The organism is Micromonospora sp. NPDC049275 (assembly GCF_043197115.1).
Classification (GTDB): Bacteria; Actinomycetota; Actinomycetes; order Mycobacteriales; family Micromonosporaceae; genus Micromonospora.
Genome location: NZ_JBICSN010000009.1, coordinates 212,817 through 236,748, shown reverse-complemented (window position 1 = coordinate 236,748; position 23,932 = coordinate 212,817). Strand labels below are relative to the sequence as shown.

Here is a 23,932-nt window from a genome sequence, read left to right as displayed (position 1 = left end):
TCGCAGAACCGATCTTGAGACGGTGGCCGCTTTACGTCACGTCGCCACGCCGGTCACCACCACACCCGGCGACCCGCCACCTTAAAACGCAAGTAACTATGACTCACAGGTATATGCCGTTACCGCGACATGCCCTCCCGGCCGCCTCGCAGGGGTCGGACGAGGATCGGGGCACACGCAGCACCCGCCGTCGACAGTCGACGAAGCCGACCGAGAGCGAGGACCCGGCCGACGCCGCGTCATCGGCCGACCGCCGTCGAGAAACGCGTAGAGCCGGTGCCGGAGACACCCGTATCGTGGCGCGGTGCTGATCAGACGCGAGACGCCCGCCGACGCCGACGCCATCCGGGCGGTGCACGCCGCCGCCTTCGCCACAACCACGGGCGAGGCCGCGCCAGTCGAGGCGACGCCGCTCGGGGCACTGCCTGTCGAGGCGACGCTCGTCGACGCTCTGCGGGCCGACGAGGGCTGGCTGCCCGCGTACTCCCTGGTGGCGATCGATTCGGACGGCCAGGTGGTGGGGCACGTGGTGGCCACCCGCGGCCGGGTGGGCGGTGAGTCGGTGGCGTTGGGCCTGGGTCCGCTCGGCGTGCTGCCCGGCTGGCAGCGGCGCGGCGTGGGCACGGCGTTGATGCACGCGGTGCTCGGCGCGGCCGAGGCCCGCGACGAACCCCTCGTGGTGCTGCTCGGGCATCCCGAGTACTACCCACGCTTCGGGTTCCGGCCCGCCGTCGAACTGGGCGTCACCCCGCCGCAGCCGTGGGGTCCGCGGTACTTCATGGCCCGCCCGCTGACCGCGTGGCGCAAGTCGATCCGGGGCGAGTTCCGCTACGCCCGCCCCTTCGACGACCTGTGAGCCCGCCGCGCATCCGCCGCCGCCGTGCCGCCGACCTCGACGGCTGCGTCGCGGCGCTCGCCGACGTCCACCGGGTCGACCGCTATCCGCTGAACTGGCCCGCCGACCCGCACCGCTGGCTACGCGAGCCGCACCCGGCGCGCGCCTGGGTCGCCGTCGACGCCGGGGGGACGATCGTCGGACACGTCGCGGTACGTCGCCTGCCCGATTCGGCGGAGGAACCGACCGCCGAGGTCTCTCGCCTCTTCGTGGCGCCGGCCGCCCGGGGGTCGGCGCTGGGTACCGCTCTGCTGGTCCGCGCACGGCACTGGGCGGATGCGCGCGGGCTGCGTCTGATGCTCGAGGTGGTCGCCGACAGTCCCGCGGCAGTCGCCCTCTACGAGCGGACCGGATGGCGGTGCACGGGCACCGGCACGGCATCGTGGACCGCCCCGGACGGCAGCCCGGTGTCGCTGCGGCGTTACACCGTGCGCTCGGACGCCGAACCGGCCATCGCCGCGAGACGGCGGGCGAGCAGTGCGGCGGCTTCGCGCAGCTCCGCGGGCTCCACCACCTCCATCTCGTAGGGCAGGCGGGCGATGTGCGCGGCGAGCCAGTCCAGGCTGTCACCGCCGACGACGAGCACGCACCAGCCGTCACTACCGGCCTCGACGCGCCCCACCTGCGGCGGGAGCACCTCCCGCACGCGCTCGGGTGGGGCGTGCACCCGCACCCGGGCCAGATAACGGTAGGGCGCGTCGGTCACGGACCGCTGCACGAAGGCGATCGGATCCGGATGGTCGCGCGCCGGGAAGCGCCAGGTCGTCGCCACCGTGGCCCGCATCCGGTCCAGGCGGAACGTACGCCAGTCGTCGCGGTCGACGTCCCAGGCCATCAGATACCAGCGACGGCCGGTGGTGACCATCCGGACCGGCTCGACCGTCCGCTCCCGCTCCCCGCCGTCGCGGCTGGCGTAGGTGAACCGCACCCGTACCGCGTCGCGACAGGCGCGGGCGAGTGTCACAAGCAGTTCCGCGTCGATCTCGACCACCGGGCCGATGAGCGTGTCCGTCGAGCCGTGCACCGCTCGCACCTCGGCCCGCAGCCGCGCCGGCATCACCTGGTCGAGTTTCGTCAGTGCCCGCAGGGCCGCCTCGCCCGCCCCGGCGACCGTGCCTCCCGACGCCAGCCGCAGGGAAACCGCTGTGGCGATCGCCTCCTCGTCGTCGAGCAGCAGCGGCGGCAGCCGGGTGCCCGCGCCGAGCTGGTAGCCGCCGCCCACGCCCGCCGTCGCGTGGATCGGATAGCCGAGTGCGCGCAGCCGTTGCACGTCGCGGCGCACGCAGCGGTCGGTGACACCCAGCTCGACGGCGAGCTCGGTGGCCGTCCACGACGACCGCCGCTGCAACAGGGCCAGCATCCGCAGCACCCGCTCGGTCGTCGCCTCCACCGTCACCCGCCGATCGTTTCATCAATAGCGGAACGATTCTGTCCGCCAGCCACGAGAGGGTGGCAGCATGACCAAGCAGACCGGAGACGAGGGAGCTGTCATGGCCCGCGAGGTGCAGATAACGTTCGACGCCGCCGACCCGGCCAGCCTGGCGGCGTTCTGGGCCGACGTTCTCGACTACGAGTTGCAGGGCCCACCCGGGGACTTCGACTCGTGGGAGGCCGCGCTGGACGCGATGGGCGTACCGCCGGAGCGCCGCAACGACGCGTCGGCGGTGGTCGACCCCAAGGGCGCGGGGCCGCGTCTGTTCTTCCAGCGGGTGCCGGAGGGCAAGCAGGCCAAGAATCGCGTACACCTCGATGTGCGGACCGCCCCCGGGCTCACCGGTGACGACCGGATGGCGGCGCTGGAGGCGGAGGCCGACCGGCTCGTCGCCCGGGGCGCCACCCGTCTCGCACGGCACGAGCCCGCTCCCCCACTCGGCGCCGGTCACCTCGTGCTGGCCGACCCCGAGGGCAATGAGTTCTGCCTCGACTGACCGGGTGTTCGCCCAGCTCACTGCCGCGATGGTCGGGTGTCGTGCGAACATGTGTTCGTGTCGACCGGCGCCCACATCCTGCACGCCGACCTGGACGCCTTCTACGCGTCGGTCGAGCAGCGTGACGACCCGCGCCTGCGGGGGCGGCCGGTGATCGTCGGCGGCGGCGTGGTGCTCGCCGCCAGTTACGAGGCGAAGGCGCGGGGTGTGCGCAGCGCGATGGGCGGCCAGCAGGCACGCCGACTGTGCCCGGACGCGATAGTGGTGCCGCCCCGGATGGCGGCGTACACGCAGGCCAGCCGGGCGGTGTTCGAGATCTTCCGGCAGACCACCCCGCTGGTCGAGGGGCTCTCCATCGACGAGGCGTTCCTCGACGTGGGCGGCCTGCGGCGGCTGGTCGGCGCACCTGCCGACATCGCCGAGAGGCTGCGCCGGGAGGTCCGCGACCGCGTCCACCTGCCGATCACGGTGGGCGTCGCCCGGACGAAGTTCCTGGCGAAGGTGGCCAGCGCGGTGGCGAAGCCGGACGGGCTGCTTGTCGTCGCCCCGGACGCCGAGGTGGCGTTCCTGCACCCGCTGCCTGTGGAACGGCTCTGGGGCGTCGGCCCGATCACCGCGGCGAAGCTGCGGGAACGTCGGATCCGTACCGTCGGGGAGGTGGCCCGGCTCGGCGAGGCCGCGCTGGTGTCCCTGCTCGGGGCGGGCGCCGGCCGGCACCTGCACGCCCTGGCCCACAACCGCGACCCCCGGTCGGTGCAGGTGGGCCGCCGCCGGGGCTCGATGGGCGCGCAGCACGCGTTGAGTCGCACCCCGCACGCCCCGACGGAGCTGGACGCCATCCTGGCCGGCCTTGTCGACCGGGTCAGCCGTCGGATGCGCTCGGCCGGGCGGTCGGGGCGCACCGTGGTGCTGCGGCTGCGCTTCGGTGACTACACCCGGGCCACCCGCTCGCACACCATCGGCAAGGCGACAGCGGACACCACGCCGCTGCTGGCCGCCGCGCGGGCACTGCTGCGGGCCGCGCTGCCGGAGATCGACCGGCGGGGCGTCACCCTGATCGGCGTCTCGGTGGGCAACCTCGACGACAACCCGGTGCAGCCGGAACTGCCGTTCGAGGCCGACACGGGCGCCGACCTGGACGCGGCGGTGGACGCGGTGCGCGACCGGTTCGGCTCGGCGGCGCTCACCCGGGCGGTGCTTCTCGGCCGGGACCCGGGCGTCGAGATGCCGCTATTGCCGGACTGAGCGACGTATGGGGCCCCGCCAGCTGCGACCGGAGACACATCACAGCAGGTCGACGGTTTAGCCGCCGGCTCACGGGTGACCCTTGTGGGGAACAGCCTGACGAGGGGGGCCATCATGTCCGACGACACGAGCAACCGACCGAGCCGGCGCGCCGAACGCCCGCACGACGTGACCGACCCCCTGCTCTGGCAGCTGGCGGTCGACGTGCTGAGTGCCCACGAGCCCGACGACGAGGGTCACTGCCGCAACCTCCAGTGCGCCGGCCAGTCCTGGCCGTGCTCGGCTCGCGCGGGCGCCGAGCAGTCGCTGCGGCTGGCTCGCAGGACTGCCGACTCGGTCGAGATGACCAGCGGCGGTGACGGCGACGGTGTCGGCACGGGCTGGCCCGGCGAGGCGGCGGCACCTGCCCCCCGCTGGGACCGCGACGCCACGGCGGTGATGTCGCGCCGGGGGTCGAGGGCGTCCGCCGCGGCGTGACCCGCGCCCCGACCGGGGCCGTAGAACGACCGAACGCTCGGCCGGTGACCCGGCCGAGCGTTCGAGTGTCGTACGTCAGAGAGCGAGCCGCTGACCCGGGAAGATCAGGCCCGGGTCGGCACCGATCAGCTGCCGGTTGCGCTCGTACAGGGCCTGCCAGCCGCCCGCCTGGCGGTGGCTGTCGGCGATCTGCGACAGGGTGTCTCCCGGCGTGACGACGTACGTGTCGCCGCTGGCCGCGGGAGCGGTGCGCTCGTGGTTGCGGGTCGCCGGCTGGTCGCCGCGCGACGACCGCTCCTTCGGGGCGGTGGAGCGGTCCTTCGGCGCGGTGGACGTGGACGACTTCGCTGTCGACTTCGTCGAGGACTTCGTGGCGGAGCCGCCCGACGAGCCGCCCTTGCGGCCGCAGGTCGGCCACGCGCCGATGCCCTGACCGTCGAGCACCTTCTCGGCGACGGCGATCTGCTCGCCGCGGCTGGCCAGGTCGGCGCGGGCGGCGTACTTCTTGCCGCCGTAACCGGCCCAGGTGCTCTGGGAGAACTGCAGGCCACCGTAGTAGCCGTTGCCGGTGTTGATCTTCCAGTTGCCGCCGGACTCGCACTGGGCGACCGCGTCCCAGTTGACACCGGCCTGGGCCGGGGCCGCGGGGCCGAAGAGGGCGACAGCGCCGGTGACCGCGCCGACGGCCAGGGTGCCGACGGCGACGCGGCGGGTGGTGACCCGTCGGTGACGGGGCGTGTAGACAGACGTCATGTGTGCTTCCTCCACGCCGGCGAGGTGAGCTGTCGGGTTCGGGCCGAGGCGCCCGGCCGCGCGGTGGCGGCTTCACCCCGAGGTGACATGCACCGAGGAACGTTGGGTCCCCCGCTCCTGCCCGGGTTCTGTTTCCGACGACCGGGGGCAGGATTTGGCGTTGCCGGTCGCGGTGTCCGCAGCGGCGGACCCGACCGACGGTAGGCACGGCCGGTGACCATCGCCCAACCCCTGTGAAGTTCTTCACCGGGGCACGCGGAGCGGCCCGCTCAGCGGTTGCGGACGGTCCTCGACTGTGCAGCGACCACGATGGACCGTTTCCGATCGGGCCGGGATGCCGCCGACCGGGCGCTGCGGGGCGCGATTGACATTCCGGCAGGATTCCATAGATCGGCGATCGCGATGCTCCAGTGCATGCCGGGTCAACCCGGCAGCCCATCCCAGGAGGAGAGCATGCCGATCCACCAGAGCCGCATCGGCCGCCGCAGTGCCGCCGCCACCCTCGCGACCGTCCTCGTCAGCGCCGGACTCGTCGGGCTCGCGCCGACCGCCGCGCAGGCGGCCACCACCTGCACCAGCCTCACCTACTACAACGTCGGCGGCTACCCGGGTGGCGCCGAGATGCACGTGCCCACCGTCGGCTGGCAGGACCGCAACAAGACCTGCTATCTGAAGTACGGCAACTCCAACAGCGCGGTCAAGGTGTTGCAGGAGGCACTGAACAACTGCTACTCCCAGTCCCTGCGTCTCGACGGCCAGTACGGCACCAACACGCGCAACGCCGTCCGGGCCGCGCAACAGAAGATCAACGACACCTGGGAGTGGGCCAACATCGCCGAGGACGGCGAGTACGGCCCGCAGACCCGGGCGTGGATGGGCTTCGCGATCTTCGGGGTCAACGGCGGTCCGGTCATCCCGAACCAGTGCTACTACCCGGGCTGACCCGCGCGACGGCGCCGGCCGGAGTCCCCCGTTGGATTCCGGCCGGCGCCGTCGTGCCCCCCGGCCCGGTTCGGGCCCCCGGATCAGCAGACCCGGACCGCCTCGATCCGCTGGTTCCAGTTCCCCCCGATGGCGGCCGAGTCGTACGCCAGGTTCGCCCGGTAGCCGTAGGCGTGCTGGTAGCCGAGCAGCCCCGTGGCGTTGGCGTTGTCCCAGAAGGTGGAGACGGTGCCGGACGGCCGGTTGTTGATGATCGACTGAGTCTTGTTGCGGAAGTACGAGGGCAGCGGAACGTCGTTGCAGCCGTTGTAGGGCCCGTCGAGCAGGAAGATGTCGCCGCTGAAGTTGGTGCCGGCGTACAGGCAGAGCAGACCCGAGGGGCAGGCGTAGTTGGCCTGGGCCGGGCTCGGGGCGACGGCGAGCGTGGCGCCCACGGCAACCACGCCGAGCAGCGCGGACGTGAACCTTCGCAGAGCACTTCGCACGATGGTGACCTCCGGTGTCGTCACGACCGGAACGGGCCGTGAGTCGAATTGCCGACATCGCGTTGATTGATGTCGCTGTGCCGACGATGATTCGCGCGGCAGATCGACGAATTCCTGCCGGAACCTCAATCCGGCCGCCCCGGGGCCGGGTCGAATGACTGGCGGCACGGCGAGCGGCGGTTCATGGAGATTCGGGTCCTCGGGCCGGTCGAGGTATGGACGGACGGCCACCTGGTCGACGCCGGAGCGGCCCGGCAACGTGCCGTCCTCGCCGCGCTGGCGGTCGACGTGGGCCGGCCGGTCCACGTGGAGTCGCTTGTCGACCGGGTCTGGGGCGACGCTCCACCGCTCAGGGTCCGGCACAACCTGCACGTCTACCTCGCCCGGCTGCGTCGCGTGCTGGCCGAGGCCGGCGCACCGGACGCGCTGGGCCGACGCTCCGGCGGATACGTGCTGGACCTGCCTCCGGAGACCGTGGACGGACAGCACTTCGACATCCTGCGGTCGACGGCCGACGGGTTGGCCGAGGACGACCCCGAGCGGGTGGAGTTGCTGCGCCGGGCACTGGAGCTGTGGCGCGGCGAGCCGCTCTCCGGGTTGCCCGGAGAGTGGGCGGCCCGGGTCCGGCAGGACTGGCACCGCCGGTACACCGACACCGCCGTGCAGTGGGCCCGCGCCCTGGTGCGCCGGGGCGAGGCGGAGGCGGTGATCGATCCGCTGACCCGACTCGCCGACGACCAACCCCTGGACGAGCCGGTCGCCGCGGTGTTGCTGCACGCGCTGGCCGTGGCCGGGCGCGGCGCGCAGGCGCTGACCTACTACGCCCGGCTGCGGAAGCGACTCGCCGACGCGCTCGGCGTAGACCCGGGCGTGGAGCTTCGCCAGCTGCACCAGGCCATCCTGCGCGGTGAGGTGACCGTGCCGACCGCCGGCACGGAACCCACCTCGACGCACACCACGGCCGGCCCCGTCACCCGGCCGGCCCTGACCCACCCGGTGCCGGCGCAGTTGCCGTCGGACGTCCGGGGTTTCGCCGGACGAAGGGTCGAGCTGGCCCAACTGGACGCGCTGCGAGCGACGGCCGACGCGCATCCCGGGGCGGTACCGGTGGCGGTGTTGTCCGGGCAGGCCGGGGTGGGCAAGACCGCGCTGGCCGTGCACTGGGCGCACCAGGTGGTCGGCCAGTTCCCCGATGGGCAGCTCTACGCCAACCTGGAGGGCTACAGCCACAGCGGCGTGGTGCGCAGCGCCGAGCAGGTCGTACGCGGCTTCCTCGCGGCGCTCGGGGTGTCGCCCCGGGAACTGCCGGTCGACCCGCAGGAGCAGACCGCGCTGTACCGCAGTCTCCTGGCCGGTCGGCGGATGCTGGTACTGCTGGACAACGCCCTCGACGCCGCGCAGGTCCGACCGCTGCTACCCGGCTCCGCCCGCTGTCTGGTGCTGGTGACCAGCCGGGATCGCCTGACCGGTCTGGTCGCCACCGATGGAGCGGAGCCGCTGGTGCTGGACCTGCTGACCGCCGCGGACGCGGAGGCGCTGCTGCACGCGCGGATCGGGGCGCGGGCCGAGGCGGAACGGGACGCCGTCGGCGAGTTGGTCGGGCTCTGCGACCGGTTGCCGCTGGCCCTGGTCGTGGTGGCGGCCCGGGCGGTGGTCCGGCCTCAACTCTCCCTGGCCGAGCTGGGCGCGCAGTTACGCACCGACGGCGGGTTGGACGGGCTGGACGCGGGCGACCACGCGAGCAGCGTACGGACTGCGCTGTCCTGGTCGTACCGCCTGTTGACCGGGCCGACGGCCCGGCTCTTCCGGCTGGTAGGCGGCAGCACGGACGTGACGCTCAGCACGGCGGCCGCAGCCAGTCTCGCCGGCGTCGACCGCCGCGACGTCCGAACGGCGTTCACCGAACTCACCGACGCGCACCTGATGCTCGAACGCGGCCCGGACCGGTACGGGATGCACGACCTGCTGCGGGCCTTCGCCGCCGAGCTGTCCGGTGAGCAGGACCCGACAGGTGACCGGGCCGAGGCGCGGCGCCGGCTCTTCGACCACTACCTGCACAGCGCGCACGGTGCGGCCGTGCTGCTGCATCCGCACTGGGACCCCATCGCGCTGCCGCCCGCCGTCGCCGGAGTCCGACCGGAGAAGGCCGGCGACCACGACGAGGCGGCGGCGTGGTTCTCCCGGGAGCGGGAGGTCCTGATCGCGCTCGTCGAGCGGTGCGCTGCCAGCGGGTTTGACCGGCACGCCTGGCAACTGGCCTGGAGTTTGACCAGTTTCCTGGACCGACAGGGCGGCTGGCACGACCAGCTGGCGGTACAGCACACCGCGTTGATCGCCGCGCGCCGCGGCGGAGACTCGGCCGGGCAGGCACACGCACGTCGCAGTCTGGCCCGGGCACAGGCCCGGCTGGGCCGCCTCGACGAGGCACCCGGTCAGCTCCAGCGGGCACTGGAGCTGTTCCGGACCCTCGACGACCAGGCCAACCAGGCGCACACCTGCCTGGATCTGGCCGAGATGGCCGACCGGCAGGGTCGGCGCGACGAGGTGGTCGAACACGCCGAGGCGGCACTCAGGTTGTACCGGGCGGCCGGGCATCGGTACGGGCAGGCGATGGCGTTGAACGCGATCGGTTGGTACCGCGCCCAGCTCGGAGCGCACGACGCCGCGATCGAGGCGTGCCAACAGGGGCTGGAGCTGCTGCGCGAGTTCGACGACAGGCACGGCCAGGCGGCCACCTGGGACACCCTCGGTTACGCCCAGCACCGCGCGGGCAGACCGATGGAGGCGGTCGGCGCGTACCGGCACGCGGCGGAGCTGTACCGGGAGTTCCGGGACCGGTACTACGAGGCGGACACGCTGGGGCACCTGGCCGAGGCGCAGGTCGACGCGGGCGATCCGGTCGGGGCGACCCGGAGCTGGCGGACAGCGTTGAGCCTCCTCGATGACCTCGGGCACCCGGACGCGGAGAAGGTCAGACGTCGGCTCGCGGCCGCCGAGGGAACGTGACCGTCCGCCGCCGCGCCCCGGCAACGGAGACGACCAACAAGCCCAGGCCCAAGAACGGAAGCCAATCTCCCGTACGCGAGTAGACCGTGCCCCAGCCTGTCGTCGGACTTCCCGTGACCAGCACCTCCGCGTCACCGGCGGTGGCTTCGCCCAACAGCCTGCCGCCGGCGTCGCTGACCGTCAGTCGGCCGGACACGGCGGGCCGGACCACTGTGAGCCCGTTCTCCACGCCCCGGACCAGGGCGATGCGGCTGTGCAGCCAGCCGTCGGAGGTGAAGTCCAGAGCGGGGACGAGCAGCACCGAGGCTCCCTCCGCCCGATACCGCCGGACGAGGCCGGGATAGTCGAGGTCCTTGCAGATCGCGACGCCGAACCGCCCGTCCACGACCACGTCGTCGTCACCCGGCGTCAGCCACTCCTCCAGGCCCGGGATCAGATGCTGTTTCTGGTACGTCGTGACGCTCCCGTCCGCGCCCAGCACCAGCGCCACGTTGCTCGCCGTGCCGGCCCGCCACCGCACCGCGCCGACGACCACCCGGGCCCCGGCCTGCCGCAACGCGTCCACGAGCAGGGGCAGCGTCGTGTCCGTCACGGCGAACACCTTCTCCGGCAGTACGACGACCCGCGCCCCGCGGGCGGTCAGGCCCGCGACCCGCGCGCCGTACCGGGCGAGCAGGTCACGGCCGGCCGGTTCGTCGATCGGGAGCCCGTCCTCGGGCTGCCGCAGGGCGACCAGGCCCACGGTCAGCGGCTCGGCCGGGTCCGGGGAACGACTCAGTGACCAGGCCGACCACCCCCCGGCGCCGAGCAGGAGGGCGAGCAGACAGACGAGGGCGGGGCCTGGGCGATAGGGCCGGCCGGTGTGGGTTGGCCGTGCGCTGCCGAGCAGGGCGGCGAGGGCGATCGGGACGGCGAGCAGCAGGTAGGTGACGCCCCACACGCCGGTGAGCGCGGTCACCTGGATGACCGGTCGGACGTCGGCCTGCGTGTAGGCGAGGCTCCACCACGCACCGTGCGGGAACAGGTGCGATGCCGCGTACTCGCCCGCCACCCACAGGGACGGCACGGTGAGGACGGCGCGCACGGTGCGCCCCCGCAGCAGCAGGGCGCGGGCGAGCAGGACCGTGCCGCCCGCCAGGCCGAGGCCGAGCCCGAACACACCGGCCACCGCGGGGACCGGTAGGCGCAGGGTGTCGAGGTAGTACCCCACCATGCCGAGCTGACCGATCGACCAGGCCAGGAGCGTCGCGCCGAGTGCGGTACGCGGGCGTACCCGCACCGAGGCGAGGACCAGCGGAACCGGGGCGAGCCAGGTCAGCGCGGCGACGGGGTGCAGCCCGGAACCACCGAGCCAGAGCAGGCCACTGAGGAGCGCGGCGACGATCGTCATCATGCGTCGATCGTGCGGCCGGAGCGGCGGGGGCGGATCGCCGTACGAACCGGGTTGGATCTGGTCCCGTGGCGGGAGGCGCGGGAGCGCCGGGCCGGACGATACTGCCGAGGTGAAGCGGTACGTCAATCTCGCCGTCACCGTGGCCGCCGTCGCCGCGACCGTGCTGCCCGCGCTGGCCGGCGGGCCACGCGCCTGGTGGGTGCTGCCGCTCGCGGTCCTGTCGTCGGTGCCGGTGCTGTGGCGGGACCGGGCGCTGGTTCCCGTCGCCGTCGTCGTGGGCGTCGCCACGACCGTCTCGGCCGCGCTCGGCGCACCCCCGCTGCTGCCGGTCGGGCCGCTCGTCTGCCTCTACACGTTCGCCGCGCGGGCCTCCATGCCGATCCGCCTGCTCGGCCTCGTGCTCACCGCGGCCGGCCTGGTGGTGTCGCTGCTCCATCCGCGCCCGGACGTGGAGGTGCTGCGTTACCTGTCGGTCGCCTACATCTTCTCGTACGCCCTGGGCACCAGTGCCCGCGCGCGCCGTACCCAGACCGCAGCCCTCGCCGAACGCGAGCGTCGCGTCGCTGGTGAGCGGGAGGCGGCCGTGTTGCGCGAGCGCGCCCGCATCGCCCACGACCTGCATGACATCCTCACCCACGCGGTCGGTGTCATGATCGTTCAGGCGGAGGCGGGGCCGCTCCTGGTCCGCCCCCACCCGGACCGTGCCGACGCCACGTTCGCCACGATCGCCGCCACCGGCCGGGACGCGGTCGTCCAGCTCCGCCGCGCGGTCGGCAGCCTGCACGAGCCCGGCGACCATCCACTCGACCAGCCGGGCCTGGCTCACCTCACCGCCCTCGTCGAACGCGTCGGCGCCACCGGGCTGGACGCCGTTCTCACAGTCGCGTCCGCACCGGAAGGGACCGTCGACGGAGTCCGGTCCGGGTCGCCGGCCGGGGAGCTTGTCGAACCGCCCGCGGACGTCGGGGTCGCCGCCTACCGGATCGTGCAGGAGTCCCTGACCAATGTGGTCAGGCATGCCGGGGCACTGTCGGTCCACGTCCTGCTGGCTCACACCGCTGAGGCGCTCACCGTGTCGATCACCGATGACGGCCTCGGCGATCGGGCCTCCGGCGCGGGCCGGCCCGGATACGGGATCGTCGGTATGCGCGAGCGAGCCCAGGCCTGCGGTGGAACGCTGCGCACCGGTCCCGCCGCCGACGGCCACGGCTTCATCGTCACCGCCACTCTCCCCCTGCGGGCACCGGCGGTGGCCTGATGGTGGGAGTCGCCGTCGTCGCTCCGCGGCCTTCGACGCCAATGGTGTCGCGCTGATGCTGCGCGTCGTGCTCGCCGACGATCAGGACCTGTTCCGGGCCGGATTCGCGACGATCCTCGGTGCCGAGCCGGACATCGAGGTGGTCGCCGAGGCCGCCGACGGCGCGCACGCGGTGCGTGCCGCCCTCGAACACCTACCCGACGTCGTCCTGATGGACATGCGGATGCCCGTCCTCGACGGCGTCGCCGCCACCCGGCAGGTCTGCGCCCGTACGCCGAGCCGGGTCCTCGCCCTGACCATGTTCGACACCGACGACTACCTGTACGCGGCGTTGCGCGCCGGGGCCAGCGGTTTCCTGCTCAAGGACGCCCCCCGAGCCGACCTGGTGAACGCGGTCCGTGTGGTCGCCGCCGGCGACGCGTTGCTCGCCCCCGGCGTCACCGCACGCGTAATCGGCGAACTGCACAGGCGGGGTCACCCGGATCCGGTCCGGGCGGCCGCGGTGACCGCCCTTACCGCTCGCGAGACGGACGTGCTGCGCCTGATCGCTGCCGGTCTGTCCAACGCCGAGATCGCCGCCCACCACCACCTGAGCGAGCACACGGTGAAGACGCACGTCGGCAATCTGCTCGCCAAACTCAACCTGCGCGACCGCGCCCAGGCGGTGATGGTCGCCTACGAGTCCGGTCTGGTGATTCCGGGCCAGTGACGTGACCGGCCGGCGGGCCCGCTGTGCGGAACCCGCCGGCCGGAAGGGTCGTACGACTACAGGGTGCGCGCCAGCCGGTCGGCGAGCGTACGGGTGAACCGGGCCGGGTCGGCCAGCTCACCGCCCTCGGCGAGCACCGCCAGGCCGTACAGCAGCTCGGCGGTCTCGGTCAGGTTCTCGGAGGAGTCGCCCTGCTCGTGGGCCTTGCGCAGCCCGGTGACGAGCGGGTGACCGGGGTTGATCTCCAGGATGCGCTTGGCCGAGGGGACGTCGTGTCCCATCGCCCGGTACATCTTCTCCAACGTCGGCGTGAGGTCGTGCGCGTCGCCCACGACGCAGGCCGGTGAGGTGGTGAGCCGCGACGACAGGCGAACCTCCCGAACACTGTCGGCGAGAGTCGTGCCCAGCCACTCCACAAGCGCGGCGAACTCCTGCCGCTGCTGCTCGCGCTCGGCCTCGGCCTGCTGCTTCTCCTCGTCGGTGTCCAGGTCGACCTGGCCCTTGGCGATCGAGCGCAGCGGACGGCCGTCGTACTCGCCGACACGCTCGACCCACACCTCGTCGACCGGGTCGGTGAGCAGCAGCACCTCGTGGCCCTTGGCCCGGAACGCCTCCAGGTGCGGGGAGTTCTCGATGGTGGCGCGGGAGTCGCCGGTGGCGTACCAGATGTCGCTCTGGCCGTCCTTCATGCGCGAGACGTAGCCGGCCAGGTCGGTGGGCTCCGCCGCGTCGTGGGTGGAGGCGACCGACAGGATCTCCAGCAGGGAGTCCCGGTTGTCGGTGTCGTCGATCAGCCCTTCCTTGACCACCGTGCCGAACTCGGTCCAGAAGGTGCGGTAGCGCTCGGGGTGGTTGGCCTTGAGGTCCTTGACCGTGGCGAGGACCTTCTTGACGAGGCGGCGGCGGACGATCTGGATCTGCCGGTCCTGCTGGAGGATCTCGCGGGAGATGTTCAGCGACAGGTCGTGCGCGTCGACGACGCCCTTGACGAAGCGCAGGTAGGTGGGGACCAGCGCCTCGCAGTCGTCCATGATGAACACGCGCTTGACGTAGAGCTGGACGCCGCGGCGGCCCTGCGGGGAGAACAGGTCCAGCGGGGCGTGGCTGGGCAGGAACAGCAGCGCCTCGTACTCGAAGGTGCCCTCGCCCTTCATGTGCACGACCTCGAGCGGGTCGGCCCAGTCGTGGCTGACGTGCTTGTAGAACTCGTTGTACTCGGCGGCGTCGACCTCGTCGCGGGGCCGCGCCCAGAGCGCCTTCATCGAGTTGAGGGTCTGCACCTCGCTGGTGGCGGCCTCACCGTCGGCGCCCGGACGCTCGACGCTCATCCGGATCGGCCACGCGATGAAGTCGGAGTAGCGCTTGACGATCTCGCGGACGGTCCACTCGGCGGTGTAGTCGTGCAGGTTGTCCTCGGTGTCGACCGGCTTGAGGTGCAGGGTGACCGCGGTGCCCTGGGGTGCCTCGTCGACCGCCTCGATCGAGTAGGTGCCCTCGCCGGTGGACTCCCAGCGGGTGCCGCCGGTCTCGCCGGCCTTGCAGGTCAGCAGGGTGACCCGGTCGGCGACCATGAACGCGGCGTAGAAGCCGACGCCGAACTGCCCGATCAGGTCCTGCGAGGCGCGGGCGTCGGCGGACTCGCGCAGCTGGCGCAGCAGCTCGGCGGTGCCGGATTTGGCGATCGTGCCGATCAGCCGGACCACCTCGTCGCGGGTCATCCCGATGCCGTTGTCCCGGACGGTGAGCGTGCGGGCGTCCCGGTCGACCTCGATGGCGACGTGCAGGTCGTCGGTGTCGGCGACGAGATCCTTGTCGACGAGCGTCGCCAGCCGCAGCTTGTCCAGGGCGTCGGACGCGTTCGAGATGAGTTCCCGCAGGAAGACGTCCTTGTTCGAATAGATCGAGTGGACCACCAACTGGAGGAGCTGACGCGCCTCGGCCTGGAACTCCAACGTCTCGGCCTGGTTGCTCACACCGTCTCCCTTCTCGGCTCGTGCGGAGGTTCGCGCACAGGATACGAGTCGTCACCGACGCCGTCGTGCCCGCGTCCGGTCGTATTCCCGATCCGCGGAATGCGCGGGCGTGACATAGCTGACTTTGCTCAACAGAAGTCAGCTGGATAGCGTTCCGATCAGCGAAGCACCGTCGCGCCGCACCGACCACGAACCTGGAGCACTCCCATGAAGATCGCTGGAAGCACCGCCCTCGTCACCGGCGCCAACCGGGGCTTCGGCCGACACCTGGCCGCCGAACTCGTCGCCCGGGGCGCCACGGTCTACGCCGGCGCCCGCAACCCCGACAGCGTCGACCTGCCCGGCGTGACGCCCGTGCGCCTCGATATCACCGACCCCGCCTCGGTGGCCGCCGCCGCGCAACTCGCCGGCGACGTGAACCTGCTGATCAACAACGCCGGCATCGAGACCGGCACCGATCTCCTCGACGGCGACCTGAAGCTCGTCCGACTGGAGCTGGAGACCCACTACCTCGGCAACCTGTCGATGATCCGCGCGTTCGCGCCGGTCATCACCGGCAACGGCGGCGGCACGATCCTCAACGTGCTCTCCGCGCTGTCCTGGGTCAACTTCCCGAACGTCGGGGCGTACGGCGCCGCGAAGTCGGCCGAGTGGGCGATGACCAACGCGCTGCGCCTCCAGCTCGCCGAGCGGGGCGTCCGGGTGTCCGGCCTGCACGTCGGCTACATGGACACCGACATGACCGCCGGGGTCACCGCCGCGAAGTCCGACCCGGCGGTGATCGCCCGGATCGGCATCGACGGCATCGAGGCCGACGCGTACGAGATCGTCACCGACGACACCAGCCGGCAGGTGCAGGCCGGGCTCGCCGGCGGGGTCGCCGCTCTCTACCCGCAGCTTCCCTGAGCCGCGACGCCACGGCCGTGATCGGGCCGCCGCCGGGATCCCGGCGGCGGCCCATCCTCGGGTACGCGGTCAGCTCTCTCCACGCCCCCGGCCCGTCATCGCTCGCTCAGCAGCCACCGCAGCTGTAGAAGAGGATGTCCCAGTGGCTGCCCTCCTTGGTGTAGAGGTTGCCCGAGGCCGCCCGGTACTGGTAACCGAAGCCTGCGATGTAGCCGACATAGGTGTAGTTCGCCGAGATGTAGTTCTGGATGCAGGTGCTCAACGCGATGTCCAGCTTGTAACCGGTCCAGTGGCTGTAGGTGCCCCCGGCGTGCCCGACCTCGGTGCCGGCGGTGATGGTGACCGCGCAGCCGCTGGCCCGCTTGAAGGTGATGATGCCGTCGATGGTGGCCTGCCGGACGCCGTCGAACGAGGTGCAGGTGGCCACGTTGCGGTCGCTGCAGTTGCCGCTTGAGGTCCAGGAGATGCCGGCGGCGCGCAGCTGCGAGGTGGCGCTGGAGTGGCTGATCGCGAAGGCCGGGGCGGCCAGGCCGAACGTGGCGCCGACCGTGGCGAGGGTGGCCACGAGCAGCGTGCGCACGCGGCGGCGCACTGTGGATCGGGTCTGTGACATGGGACTCCCGTTCGCGTGGGGGCGGAATTCTGCGAATCAGGGGCCGGCCTTGAAAGATTTCTACCAGAGATAGACAGCCGTGACTAGACGTCGGGTGGGGGCGCGTGCCCCCACCCGACGTCTCCTCAGCTCGCCTGCAGCGTCACGTCGTCGATCACGAAGCTGGTCTGCAACGACGAGTCCTCGGTGCCGGTGAACTTCACTGTCACCGTCTGCCCGGCGAACCCGGCCACGTTTACGGTGCGCTGGGCGTAGCCGGTGGCGGCGTTGAGGTTCGAGTACGTCGCCACAGTGGTCGAACCCACCTGCACGACGAGCTTGTCGTACGCCGTGGAGGTGGTGGTCTCGGCGGTGTCGATGTGCAGCCAGAACGACAGCGTGTAGCTGGCGCAGCCGGCCGGGACGGTCACCGACTGGGACAGGGTGTCGGTGTGGGTGCTGCCGTACCCGTCGAGCCACGCCTTGTACGACCCGGTCCGGGCCGGCTGGCCGCTGGAATTGGTGATCACGCCGGAGGACGCGGTCCACGGCGTGCTGCCGCTCTCGAAGCCACCGTTGCCGACTACCTGCCCGCCGGCGCAGCCACCGGTGCCGGTCACCGTGAGGGTGAGGCTCGCGGTGCGGGTGACCGATCCGGTGCCGGTGACCGTGACCGTGACCGTGACGGTGCCCGTCGCCGCGCTGGCCGACGCGGTCAGGGTCAGCGTGGCCGACCCGCCGGACGTCACGGACGACGGGCTGAAGGAGACGCTCACCCCGCTGGGCGCACCCGAGGCGGTGAGGCTGACCGTCTGCGCCGAGCCCGAGGTGGTCGCGGTGGTGACGGTGGCGGTGGTGCTGGCGCCCCGCGCGACGGCGAGCGCGGTGGGGCTGACCGCCACCGAGAAGTCGTTCGTCGGGGTGCCACTGCCCACGGCGAGCTGCCACAGCGCGTACGCGACGCCGTCGGCAGCCCGGTTCAGCACCGTGGCGCTGACGTTGGCGGTGGTGTCGCAGGAACGGTGGTAGCACGAGTCGTAGGCGGCGTTGGCGGTGCCGCCCCACTTGGCCGCCTGGCTGCTGGTCTTGCGGGCGCTCGCGCCTGCGGCGTACCCGGAGGTGGGGATGCCGGCCTGCTGGAAGTAGTAGTCGTCGGAGCGGCCCTGACCCTCGACGTTCTCCTCCGGCTGCAGCCCCAACGAGTCCCAGTACGCCTTCAGCGGCGCCGCCGTCGTGGAGCTGACCCGGTTGATGAAGTAGCCACCGTTCGTCGAGCCGACCATGTCGAAGTTGTAGTAGCCCTTGATGTAGCCGCGCTGGGTGCTGGAGAGCGAGTTGACGTAGAACCGGGAGCCGTTGAGCCCCTGCTCCTCGTCGGTCCACCAGGCGAAGCGCACCTTCTTCGTCATTGTCGGGTTCTGCGCGGCGAGGACCAGCGCGTTCTCCAGCAGGGTGGCCGAACCGGAGGCGTTGTCGTTGATGCCCGGGCCGGCCGAGACGCTGTCCAGGTGGGCGCCGAACATGACCACCTGGTCGGCCGGACCGCCGGGCCACTCGGCGATGAGGTTGTTCGAGGGGTACGTGCAGCTCGAGCAGGTCTGCTCGCTGACGGTGTAGCCGGCCGCCTGGAGCCTGCTCTTCACGTAGCTGACCGAGGCGGTGTAGCCGGCCGAGCCGGCCCGCCGGTTGCCGCCGTTGCTGCTGGCGATGGAGTTGAACTGGGTCAGGTGCGCCTGGACATTGGTGACGGAGATGTCCGGCGCCGCCAGGACGGCGGCGGACCCGGCGATCGGCCGGGTCGCTGTCGTCGCGGCGGAGGGTGACGCGCTCACCGGCTGGGCGGCCAGCGTCACCGTCATCCCGGCGAACACGGCGAGCGCGATTCCCGCGCTCAGCGTTCTGCCTCTCATGGGGGCTCCTCGGGGGTTGGAGGGATAACCGAGACACTTACAGAGATCTATGTCTTCGGCATCGGACGTTCGTCCCGAACCCCCGCCGGTTCGACGATGGGTACCGGCGTCGGCACAGGTGAGTAGAGGTGCCAGGATGGGTAGGTAACGCCAGCAGGGGTCGTCGGGCCCGGAACGGGGGGCTTGCGATGAGGCCGGGTCGAGCGTGACACGACCCCGCACCGACCTGTTCGACGACGGGGGCGACACCGGTCGGCTGATGGCGGAACTGGACTGGGCCGACACCCCGCTGGGCGCGGTGTCGAACTGGCCACAGAGCCTGCGTTCCGCCGTACGGGTGGTGCTCTCCTCCCGTTACCCCATGCTCCTGCTCTGGGGCGAGCGCCTCTCCCAGCTCTACAACGACGCGTACTCCGCGCTGATCGGCGACAAGCACCCCGCCGCGCTCGGCGACGACGTGCGGGTGACCCTGGCCGAGGGCTGGGACGTCCTCGCCCCCCTGATCGAGCAGGCCATGACGACAGGGGTGGCCAGTTGGGTGCCCGCTCTGCAACTCCTGCTGGAGCGCGCCGGCTACCGCGAGGAGGCGTACTTCAGCGTCTCGCACGCCCCGGCCCGCGACGACGACGGCCGCACCGTCGGCGTGCTGACGGTGTGCAGCGAGGTCACCGAGCAGGTCGTCGGCGAACGGCGACTGCGACTGCTGCGCGACCTGAGCCTGCGCGGCGACGGGCGCACCGTCGACGTCGACGCCACCTGCGCCCGGCTGATCGACGCGATCGGCGGCCACCCGCTGGACGTGCCGTTCGCCGCGATCTACCTACGTGACGGCGCGGTGCTTCGTCGGACGGCCCGCACGGGCGGTGACCCCACGGTGGCCGGGGCACTGCCGGACGTCGTCGACATGGCCGACCCCAGTCCGGCGGCCCGCGCCTGGGCGCTGGCGGACGCCGCGCAGGGTCGAGCCGTCGACGTGACAGGCGTCGCGGACCGACTGCCCGTGCCCGCCGGCCCGTGGGGCGATCCCACCCGCACCGCGCTGGCGCTGCCACTGCCCTCGGCCGCCGACGACCAGCCGCTCGGCGTCCTGCTGGCCGGCGTCAGCCCCAACCGGGAGCTGGACGAGGCGTACCGCTCCTTCTACCAGCTGCTCACCCAACAGGTCTCCGTGGCGGTCCGCAACGCGAAGGAGTACGAGCAGGAGCGGCGCCGGGCCGAGACGTTGGCCGAGCTGGATCGGGTGAAGACCACCTTCTTCACAAACGTCAGCCACGAGTTCCGTACCCCGCTGACCCTCATGCTCGGACCGCTCGCCGACGCGCTCGCCGACACCGGCGCGCCGCTGGCGCCTGCGCAGCGGGAGCGGGTCGAGACCGCCTGGCGCAACGCCACCCGGCTGCTGACCCTTGTCAACAGCCTGCTGACCTTCTCGAGCCTGGAGGCGGGGCAGGCTCGTAGCGATGCCCGCGAGGTCGACCTCCCCGCCCTCACCGCCGAGTTGGCAAGCGTCTTCCGGGCCGCCGTCGAACGGGCCGGCCTTGCTCTGGAGGTCGACTGTCCGCCGCTACCCCGGCCGGTCACCGTCGACCCGGTCAACTGGGAACGCATCGTCACCAACCTGCTGTCCAACGCCCTGAAGTACACGTTCCTCGGCCGCATCCGGATCGCGGTGCACGCCGACCACGACGAGGTACGACTCACCGTCGCCGACACCGGAATCGGGATCTCCGAGGCGGACCTGCCGAAGCTCTTCGAGCGCTTCCACCGGGTGCAGGGCGCGCGCTCGCGCAGCCACGAGGGCACCGGCATCGGCCTGGCCCTGGTGCACGAGCTGGCCCGGCTGGAGGGCGGCGAGGTCCGGGTGAGCAGCACTGTGGGTGCGGGCACCACCTTCACCGTGGCCCTGCCGTGGTCGGCGGCGCGGCGTACGACAACGGCCGGGCCAGCGCCCAACGGACATCGAGGCGCGGCCCGCGCCGCCGTCGCGGAGGCGGTGGGCTGGCTGACCAACCCTGCCGGCGGCGTCGCCGAGCCCGCCGTGGCTCCCGGCCCGGCCACCGACGAGCTGGCCGGCGCCCGGATCCTGGTGGCCGACGACAACAGCGACATGCGCGCGTACCTGAGTCGGCTGCTCGCCGCTCAGGGTTGGCGGGTGCGGTCGGTCACCGACGGCCGGCAGGCCCTCGACGCGATCCACCGAGAGCCGCCGGACCTCGTGCTCACCGACGTGATGATGCCGGTGCTGGACGGCTTCGACCTGGTCCGTCGACTGCGCGCGGATCCGGCGACCCGGGCGCTGCCCGTGTTGGTGCTCTCCGCGCGTGCGGGCGAGGAGGCCAGCGTGGTGGGCCTGAGCCTCGGCGCCGACGACTACCTGGTGAAGCCGTTCGCCGCCGCGGAGCTGATCGCCCGCATCCGGACCGCCATCCGCCGTGCCCGCACCGACCCGGCCGGCGACGACCCCGCCGCACCGGCCGGCGAAGATGCCACCGGACCGGCCGCCGACGACAGCCCGAGCACGGTCGACGCCCCGGGGTCGAGGCGAACCGCCGGGGTCACCGCCGGCGCGCCCGCTCCGCCTACGGCGAAGCCCACCGGGAGCGCGCCCGCCGTGCGCTCCGCCGCCGAGCCGGCCGACACGGGACCGGCCAACGGGAAGAGGGCCGCCGCCGAGCCGGCCGACACGGGACCGGCCAACAGGGAACCTGCCAACCCGGGATCGGCCGACGGCGGACTGGCCGGCGCGTCCGCGGTCGGCACGGCCGACGACGGGCTCGGCGACACCCTGGCGGCGGAATGGACGTACCCGTCGGTGTCCACCTCGGCGGCCGCCATGCGTCGCGACGTCCGGCTGGCGTTGGCCGAGGTGGACGTCCACGCGGACGTGTTGGAGGATCTGCTGCTCGCCGCGTCGGAGGCGATGAACAACGCCGTCGAACACGCACAACGACCCAGTCGCCCCGAGGTGCGGGTCCGGCTCCAGGTCGGTGGCGACCGGGTCAGGATCTCGGTGCGCGACTTCGGCACCTGGCGGGACCGCCGGCCGGCCATGGACCGGGGCCGGGGTGCGCTGTTGATGAACGCCTACGGCGACGTACGACTGGTCTCCACCGGCGAGGGCACGACGGTGACCATCGAGCGCCGGCTGACCGATCCGGCCTGATTCACCGCCGCCGGCGCCTCAGAGCCGACGGCCGTCCGGGGCCCGGGCGATGATGCCATCCAGCCGCTCCCCCGGCGTGAGCGTGGCCGGGTCGAACCAGAAGATCACCACCTGCTTGTCCACGCTCCAGCGCGCCAGCCGGGCATCGATCTGCCGACCGTTCACCGTGCCGATGATCCGCTCGGCGGGGCCGACGAAGTAGCCGAAGGTGGGCGTCGGCGCGGCCGACGAGCTCTCGTCGTAGCCGATCTGGTGGAACCCCGGGCTGCGGTCGGCGCCCTCGACGTCGTTGACCACGATGTCGGTCTGCAACGTGCCGTCGGGGGCGCGACGACCGGCGGCCAACCCGATGGTCACCTTGGGTGCGCCGGGCACCGACACCGCGACGACGTAGCAGACCCGCCAGTCGACGCCCTGCCGCACCCCCGTGTCGATCACCCGGCCCAGGGGCTTCGGACCCGGCAGGTCGCGGGCCATCGTCGGCGGTGGCGTGGGCTCCCGCGACGTGGACGGCGACGCCGAAGTCGACGGCGACACCGTCGGCGCGACGGCGGCCGAGGGCGGCGCGACGGCGACCGGTGGTGCGGAACCGGTAGGTGCCGTACCGCCCGGGCCGGACGCGTCGACCGCCACCACGGCGACGGCGGCCAGCCCTGCCACGAGCGTCGCGGCGGCGCCGCCGGCAATCCGCCGACGGATACGCAGCCGCCGTCCCGCACGCATGACGCTGACCAGGTCGAGCGTGGCATCCGGGCGTTCGGTCACCCGCATGGCGTCGCGGAGCCGATCCAGCTCGCTCATCGACGCGCCTCCTCGTCGGCGGTGCGGGGCACGGCGGTACGCAGTTTCTCCAACGCGCGCGAACTGGTGCTCTTGACGGTGCCGACGGATACGGCGAGCTCCCGGGCCACCTGCGCCTCCGGCAGGTCGAAGTAGTAGCGCAGCACGACGATGGCCCGCTCCCGAGGACTGAGCGCACCGAGGATGGTGACCAACCAGCGCCGGGTCGTCACATCGTCGGCCACGTCGCCACGCCGCTGTTCCGGCACCTCCTCGGTCGGGTACTCCCGCATCGGCCGCCGCCACCGATCCACCAGGTGGTTGACCAGGGTGCGACGGGCGTACCCGTAGGCGTCGTCGTCGTGGATCCGCGACCACGACGCGTAGGTGCGGACCAGCGCGGTCTGCGCGGCGTCCTCGGCCTGGTGGTGGTCACCGGTCAGCAGGAACGCGGCGTGCACCAGTCGCGCGGACGCCGCCCGCGCGAACTCGACGAACTCCGCGTCACCCCGCGCCACCGCGAACCCTCCCCCGTGCCACACCGCTTCAGACGGGTGAGACCCCGCAAAGGTTGAGTCCTCGCGAGGTCAACCTTTTGCCGGTCTCGCCCGTCTTCTCTCCCGCGTCGCCGCAGACCGGCACGCGAGGGGAGAGGAACATGTCGACGAAGGCTACCCGTCGGGGGTACCGAGCCTCAGCGGCGTTGCTGCTGGCCGTGGCGCTGCTCACCGCGTGTGGCCGGCCCGCCGCCGGCAACGGGCCGGCCGGCGGTTCCGCGGCCGGACCGGACCCCACCGGCCTGCCGCCGACGGTCGCGGCGGGACGGCCGGCGGGAGCGGCCGGGAGCGGCGGCGTCGCGACGGCGGCTCCCACTGTCGTACCGGTCCACTACCCCGCCACCGGCAGTAACCGCTGGTCGGTGGCCGCGGCCGAGACGACGGGTGGAGGGGGGAGCAGGGGTCAGTTGCTGCGCTACCGGGTCGCCGTGGAGCGCGACATCCGGGGCCTCACGGCAGGCGACATCGCCACGGCCGTCTCCGCCACGTTGAACGACAGGCGCGGATGGACGGCGGACGGGACGTGGCGGCTGCGCCGGGTCGGTGCCACCGAAGCGACCGACTTCACCATCTACCTGGCGACCCCCGGCACGCGTGACACCCTCTGCCAGGACGAGCCGGACGGCTACACGTCGTGCCGCAACGGTGCCCGGGTGGTGCTCAACGTGGCGCGCTGGGTCACCGGGGTGCCGGGCTACGGCGCGAGCCTGGCCACCTACCGGCAGTACATGGTCAACCACGAGGTGGGGCACAAACTCGGATTCGGTCACGAACGCTGCCCGGGGCGGGGCCGGCCGGCGCCGGTGATGCAGCAGCAGACGTTGGGCCTGCACGGGTGCCGCGCAGGGGCCTGGCCCTACCCGAACGGCACGACCCGCTACGGCGGGCCGGTCGGGGCGTACGACGACGAGATCCCACGGCGCGAGGGCGCCTATCCGGCGCATTGACCCCGACGACCGG

General features: G+C 72.4%; 21 protein-coding genes and 1 riboswitch. Of the genes, 12 read left to right on the top strand and 9 right to left on the bottom strand.

Annotated elements, in window-relative coordinates:
* The first annotated feature begins 304 nt into the window (after positions 1-304).
* On the top strand, positions 305-856 hold the full coding sequence (locus tag ACGFIE_RS25090; protein WP_393298680.1) for a GNAT family N-acetyltransferase: 552 nt from the start codon (positions 305-307) through the stop codon (positions 854-856).
* The gene (locus ACGFIE_RS25085) at positions 853-1,422 is read left to right on the top strand and encodes a GNAT family N-acetyltransferase (RefSeq protein ID WP_393298677.1); all 570 of its coding nucleotides are present in this window, start codon (positions 853-855) and stop codon (positions 1,420-1,422) included. Before ACGFIE_RS25090 ends, ACGFIE_RS25085 begins: the two co-directional genes overlap by 4 nt.
* On the opposite strand, the gene ACGFIE_RS25080 is transcribed toward ACGFIE_RS25085, so the two are convergent.
* Positions 1,317-2,291 carry a helix-turn-helix transcriptional regulator gene (locus tag ACGFIE_RS25080; RefSeq protein WP_393298674.1) on the bottom strand — a complete coding sequence of 325 codons (975 nt, stop codon included), beginning with the start codon at positions 2,289-2,291 and terminating at the stop codon, positions 1,317-1,319. The genes ACGFIE_RS25085 and ACGFIE_RS25080 overlap by 106 nt on opposite strands.
* Positions 2,292-2,385: 94 nt before the next feature.
* Between ACGFIE_RS25080 and ACGFIE_RS25075 the strand changes: the two genes are divergently transcribed.
* From ACGFIE_RS25075 to ACGFIE_RS25065, 3 genes are all read left to right on the top strand, one after another.
* Entirely contained in the window at positions 2,386-2,823 is a 438-nt protein-coding gene (locus tag ACGFIE_RS25075; protein ID WP_393298698.1) for a VOC family protein, read from the top strand.
* 57 nt (positions 2,824-2,880) lie between these two features.
* On the top strand, positions 2,881-4,068 hold the full coding sequence (gene dinB / locus ACGFIE_RS25070; RefSeq protein WP_393298671.1) for a DNA polymerase IV: 1,188 nt from the start codon (positions 2,881-2,883) through the stop codon (positions 4,066-4,068).
* Positions 4,069-4,182: 114 nt separating this feature from the next.
* Complete coding sequence (locus tag ACGFIE_RS25065) at positions 4,183-4,545, top strand: hypothetical protein (protein WP_393298668.1); 363 nt, start codon at positions 4,183-4,185, stop codon at positions 4,543-4,545.
* Between the two features lie 75 nt (positions 4,546-4,620).
* Here ACGFIE_RS25065 and ACGFIE_RS25060 read toward each other — a convergent pair whose 3' ends face one another.
* Positions 4,621-5,298 (bottom strand): transglycosylase family protein, encoded by a 678-nt coding sequence (locus ACGFIE_RS25060; RefSeq protein WP_393298665.1) that lies wholly within the window; start codon positions 5,296-5,298, stop codon positions 4,621-4,623.
* Positions 5,299-5,468: riboswitch (cyclic di-AMP (ydaO/yuaA leader) on the bottom strand. It abuts the gene before it with no gap.
* A 283-nt stretch (positions 5,469-5,751) separates the two neighbouring features.
* Between ACGFIE_RS25060 and ACGFIE_RS25055 the strand changes: the two genes are divergently transcribed.
* A complete protein-coding gene (locus tag ACGFIE_RS25055; protein WP_393298662.1) occupies positions 5,752-6,240 on the top strand; it encodes a peptidoglycan-binding protein in 489 nt (162 codons plus the stop codon).
* An 83-nt stretch (positions 6,241-6,323) separates the two neighbouring features.
* Here ACGFIE_RS25055 and ACGFIE_RS25050 read toward each other — a convergent pair whose 3' ends face one another.
* Positions 6,324-6,725, bottom strand: coding sequence for a peptidase inhibitor family I36 protein (locus ACGFIE_RS25050; RefSeq protein WP_393298659.1), 402 nt, complete (start codon positions 6,723-6,725; stop codon positions 6,324-6,326).
* Positions 6,726-6,908: 183 nt separating this feature from the next.
* Between ACGFIE_RS25050 and ACGFIE_RS25045 the strand changes: the two genes are divergently transcribed.
* Entirely contained in the window at positions 6,909-9,731 is a 2,823-nt protein-coding gene (locus ACGFIE_RS25045; RefSeq protein WP_393298656.1) for a BTAD domain-containing putative transcriptional regulator, read from the top strand.
* Here ACGFIE_RS25045 and ACGFIE_RS25040 read toward each other — a convergent pair.
* Positions 9,697-11,124 carry a nitrilase-related carbon-nitrogen hydrolase gene (locus tag ACGFIE_RS25040; RefSeq protein WP_393298653.1) on the bottom strand — a complete coding sequence of 476 codons (1,428 nt, stop codon included), beginning with the start codon at positions 11,122-11,124 and terminating at the stop codon, positions 9,697-9,699. The two genes, ACGFIE_RS25045 and ACGFIE_RS25040, sit on opposite strands and share 35 nt — an antisense overlap.
* A gap of 109 nt (positions 11,125-11,233) precedes the next feature.
* On the opposite strand from ACGFIE_RS25040, the gene ACGFIE_RS25035 reads away from it, so the two are divergent.
* Together ACGFIE_RS25035 and ACGFIE_RS25030 are read left to right on the top strand one after the other, a co-directional pair.
* Complete coding sequence (locus ACGFIE_RS25035) at positions 11,234-12,382, top strand: sensor histidine kinase (protein WP_393298650.1); 1,149 nt, start codon at positions 11,234-11,236, stop codon at positions 12,380-12,382.
* Between the two features lie 55 nt (positions 12,383-12,437).
* Complete coding sequence (locus tag ACGFIE_RS25030) at positions 12,438-13,091, top strand: response regulator (RefSeq protein WP_393298647.1); 654 nt, start codon at positions 12,438-12,440, stop codon at positions 13,089-13,091.
* A gap of 56 nt (positions 13,092-13,147) precedes the next feature.
* Here the strand turns inward: ACGFIE_RS25030 and htpG are convergent, their stop codons facing one another.
* On the bottom strand, positions 13,148-15,064 hold the full coding sequence (htpG, locus tag ACGFIE_RS25025; protein ID WP_393298644.1) for a molecular chaperone HtpG: 1,917 nt from the start codon (positions 15,062-15,064) through the stop codon (positions 13,148-13,150).
* Positions 15,065-15,271: 207 nt separating this feature from the next.
* Here htpG and ACGFIE_RS25020 point away from each other — a divergent pair, with 207 nt between their 5' ends.
* Positions 15,272-15,970 carry an SDR family oxidoreductase gene (locus ACGFIE_RS25020; protein ID WP_393298641.1) on the top strand — a complete coding sequence of 233 codons (699 nt, stop codon included), beginning with the start codon at positions 15,272-15,274 and terminating at the stop codon, positions 15,968-15,970.
* Between the two features lie 106 nt (positions 15,971-16,076).
* Here ACGFIE_RS25020 and ACGFIE_RS25015 read toward each other — a convergent pair whose 3' ends face one another.
* Both ACGFIE_RS25015 and ACGFIE_RS25010 read right to left on the bottom strand, forming a co-directional pair.
* On the bottom strand, positions 16,077-16,583 hold the full coding sequence (locus tag ACGFIE_RS25015) for a hypothetical protein (protein WP_393298638.1): 507 nt from the start codon (positions 16,581-16,583) through the stop codon (positions 16,077-16,079).
* 125 nt (positions 16,584-16,708) lie between these two features.
* A complete protein-coding gene (locus ACGFIE_RS25010) occupies positions 16,709-18,472 on the bottom strand; it encodes a M28 family peptidase (protein WP_393298635.1) in 1,764 nt (587 codons plus the stop codon).
* A 205-nt stretch (positions 18,473-18,677) separates the two neighbouring features.
* Here ACGFIE_RS25010 and ACGFIE_RS25005 point away from each other — a divergent pair, with 205 nt between their 5' ends.
* On the top strand, positions 18,678-21,635 hold the full coding sequence (locus tag ACGFIE_RS25005; RefSeq protein ID WP_393298632.1) for an ATP-binding protein: 2,958 nt from the start codon (positions 18,678-18,680) through the stop codon (positions 21,633-21,635).
* A gap of 18 nt (positions 21,636-21,653) precedes the next feature.
* On the opposite strand, the gene ACGFIE_RS25000 is transcribed toward ACGFIE_RS25005, so the two are convergent.
* The gene (locus tag ACGFIE_RS25000) at positions 21,654-22,436 is read right to left on the bottom strand and encodes a hypothetical protein (protein ID WP_393298629.1); all 783 of its coding nucleotides are present in this window, start codon (positions 22,434-22,436) and stop codon (positions 21,654-21,656) included.
* Positions 22,433-22,933, bottom strand: a complete 501-nt coding sequence (locus ACGFIE_RS24995) for a SigE family RNA polymerase sigma factor (protein WP_363685377.1) — start codon at positions 22,931-22,933, stop codon at positions 22,433-22,435. The genes ACGFIE_RS25000 and ACGFIE_RS24995 overlap by 4 nt, the downstream gene beginning before the upstream one ends.
* Positions 22,934-23,073: 140 nt before the next feature.
* Between ACGFIE_RS24995 and ACGFIE_RS24990 the strand changes: the two genes are divergently transcribed.
* Complete coding sequence (locus ACGFIE_RS24990) at positions 23,074-23,919, top strand: DUF3152 domain-containing protein (RefSeq protein ID WP_393298625.1); 846 nt, start codon at positions 23,074-23,076, stop codon at positions 23,917-23,919.
* Positions 23,920-23,932 lie beyond the last annotated feature (13 nt).

Bases quoted from the DNA above. Each gene is read 5' to 3' on its own strand.
- ACGFIE_RS25075 (WP_393298698.1), top strand. From the start codon at position 2,386: ATGGCCCGCGAGGTGCAGATAACGTTCGACGCCGCCGACCCGGCCAGC.
- ACGFIE_RS25065 (WP_393298668.1), top strand. From the start codon at position 4,183: ATGTCCGACGACACGAGCAACCGACCGAGCCGGCGCGCCGAACGCCCG.
- ACGFIE_RS25060 (WP_393298665.1), bottom strand. From the start codon at position 5,298: ATGACGTCTGTCTACACGCCCCGTCACCGACGGGTCACCACCCGCCGC.
- ACGFIE_RS25055 (WP_393298662.1), top strand. From the start codon at position 5,752: ATGCCGATCCACCAGAGCCGCATCGGCCGCCGCAGTGCCGCCGCCACC.
- ACGFIE_RS25045 (WP_393298656.1), top strand. From the start codon at position 6,909: ATGGAGATTCGGGTCCTCGGGCCGGTCGAGGTATGGACGGACGGCCAC.
- ACGFIE_RS25040 (WP_393298653.1), bottom strand. From the start codon at position 11,124: ATGATGACGATCGTCGCCGCGCTCCTCAGTGGCCTGCTCTGGCTCGGT.
- ACGFIE_RS25030 (WP_393298647.1), top strand. From the start codon at position 12,438: ATGCTGCGCGTCGTGCTCGCCGACGATCAGGACCTGTTCCGGGCCGGA.
- ACGFIE_RS25020 (WP_393298641.1), top strand. From the start codon at position 15,272: ATGAAGATCGCTGGAAGCACCGCCCTCGTCACCGGCGCCAACCGGGGC.
- ACGFIE_RS25015 (WP_393298638.1), bottom strand. From the start codon at position 16,583: ATGTCACAGACCCGATCCACAGTGCGCCGCCGCGTGCGCACGCTGCTC.
- ACGFIE_RS25010 (WP_393298635.1), bottom strand. From the start codon at position 18,472: ATGAGAGGCAGAACGCTGAGCGCGGGAATCGCGCTCGCCGTGTTCGCC.
- ACGFIE_RS25000 (WP_393298629.1), bottom strand. From the start codon at position 22,436: ATGAGCGAGCTGGATCGGCTCCGCGACGCCATGCGGGTGACCGAACGC.
- ACGFIE_RS24990 (WP_393298625.1), top strand. From the start codon at position 23,074: ATGTCGACGAAGGCTACCCGTCGGGGGTACCGAGCCTCAGCGGCGTTG.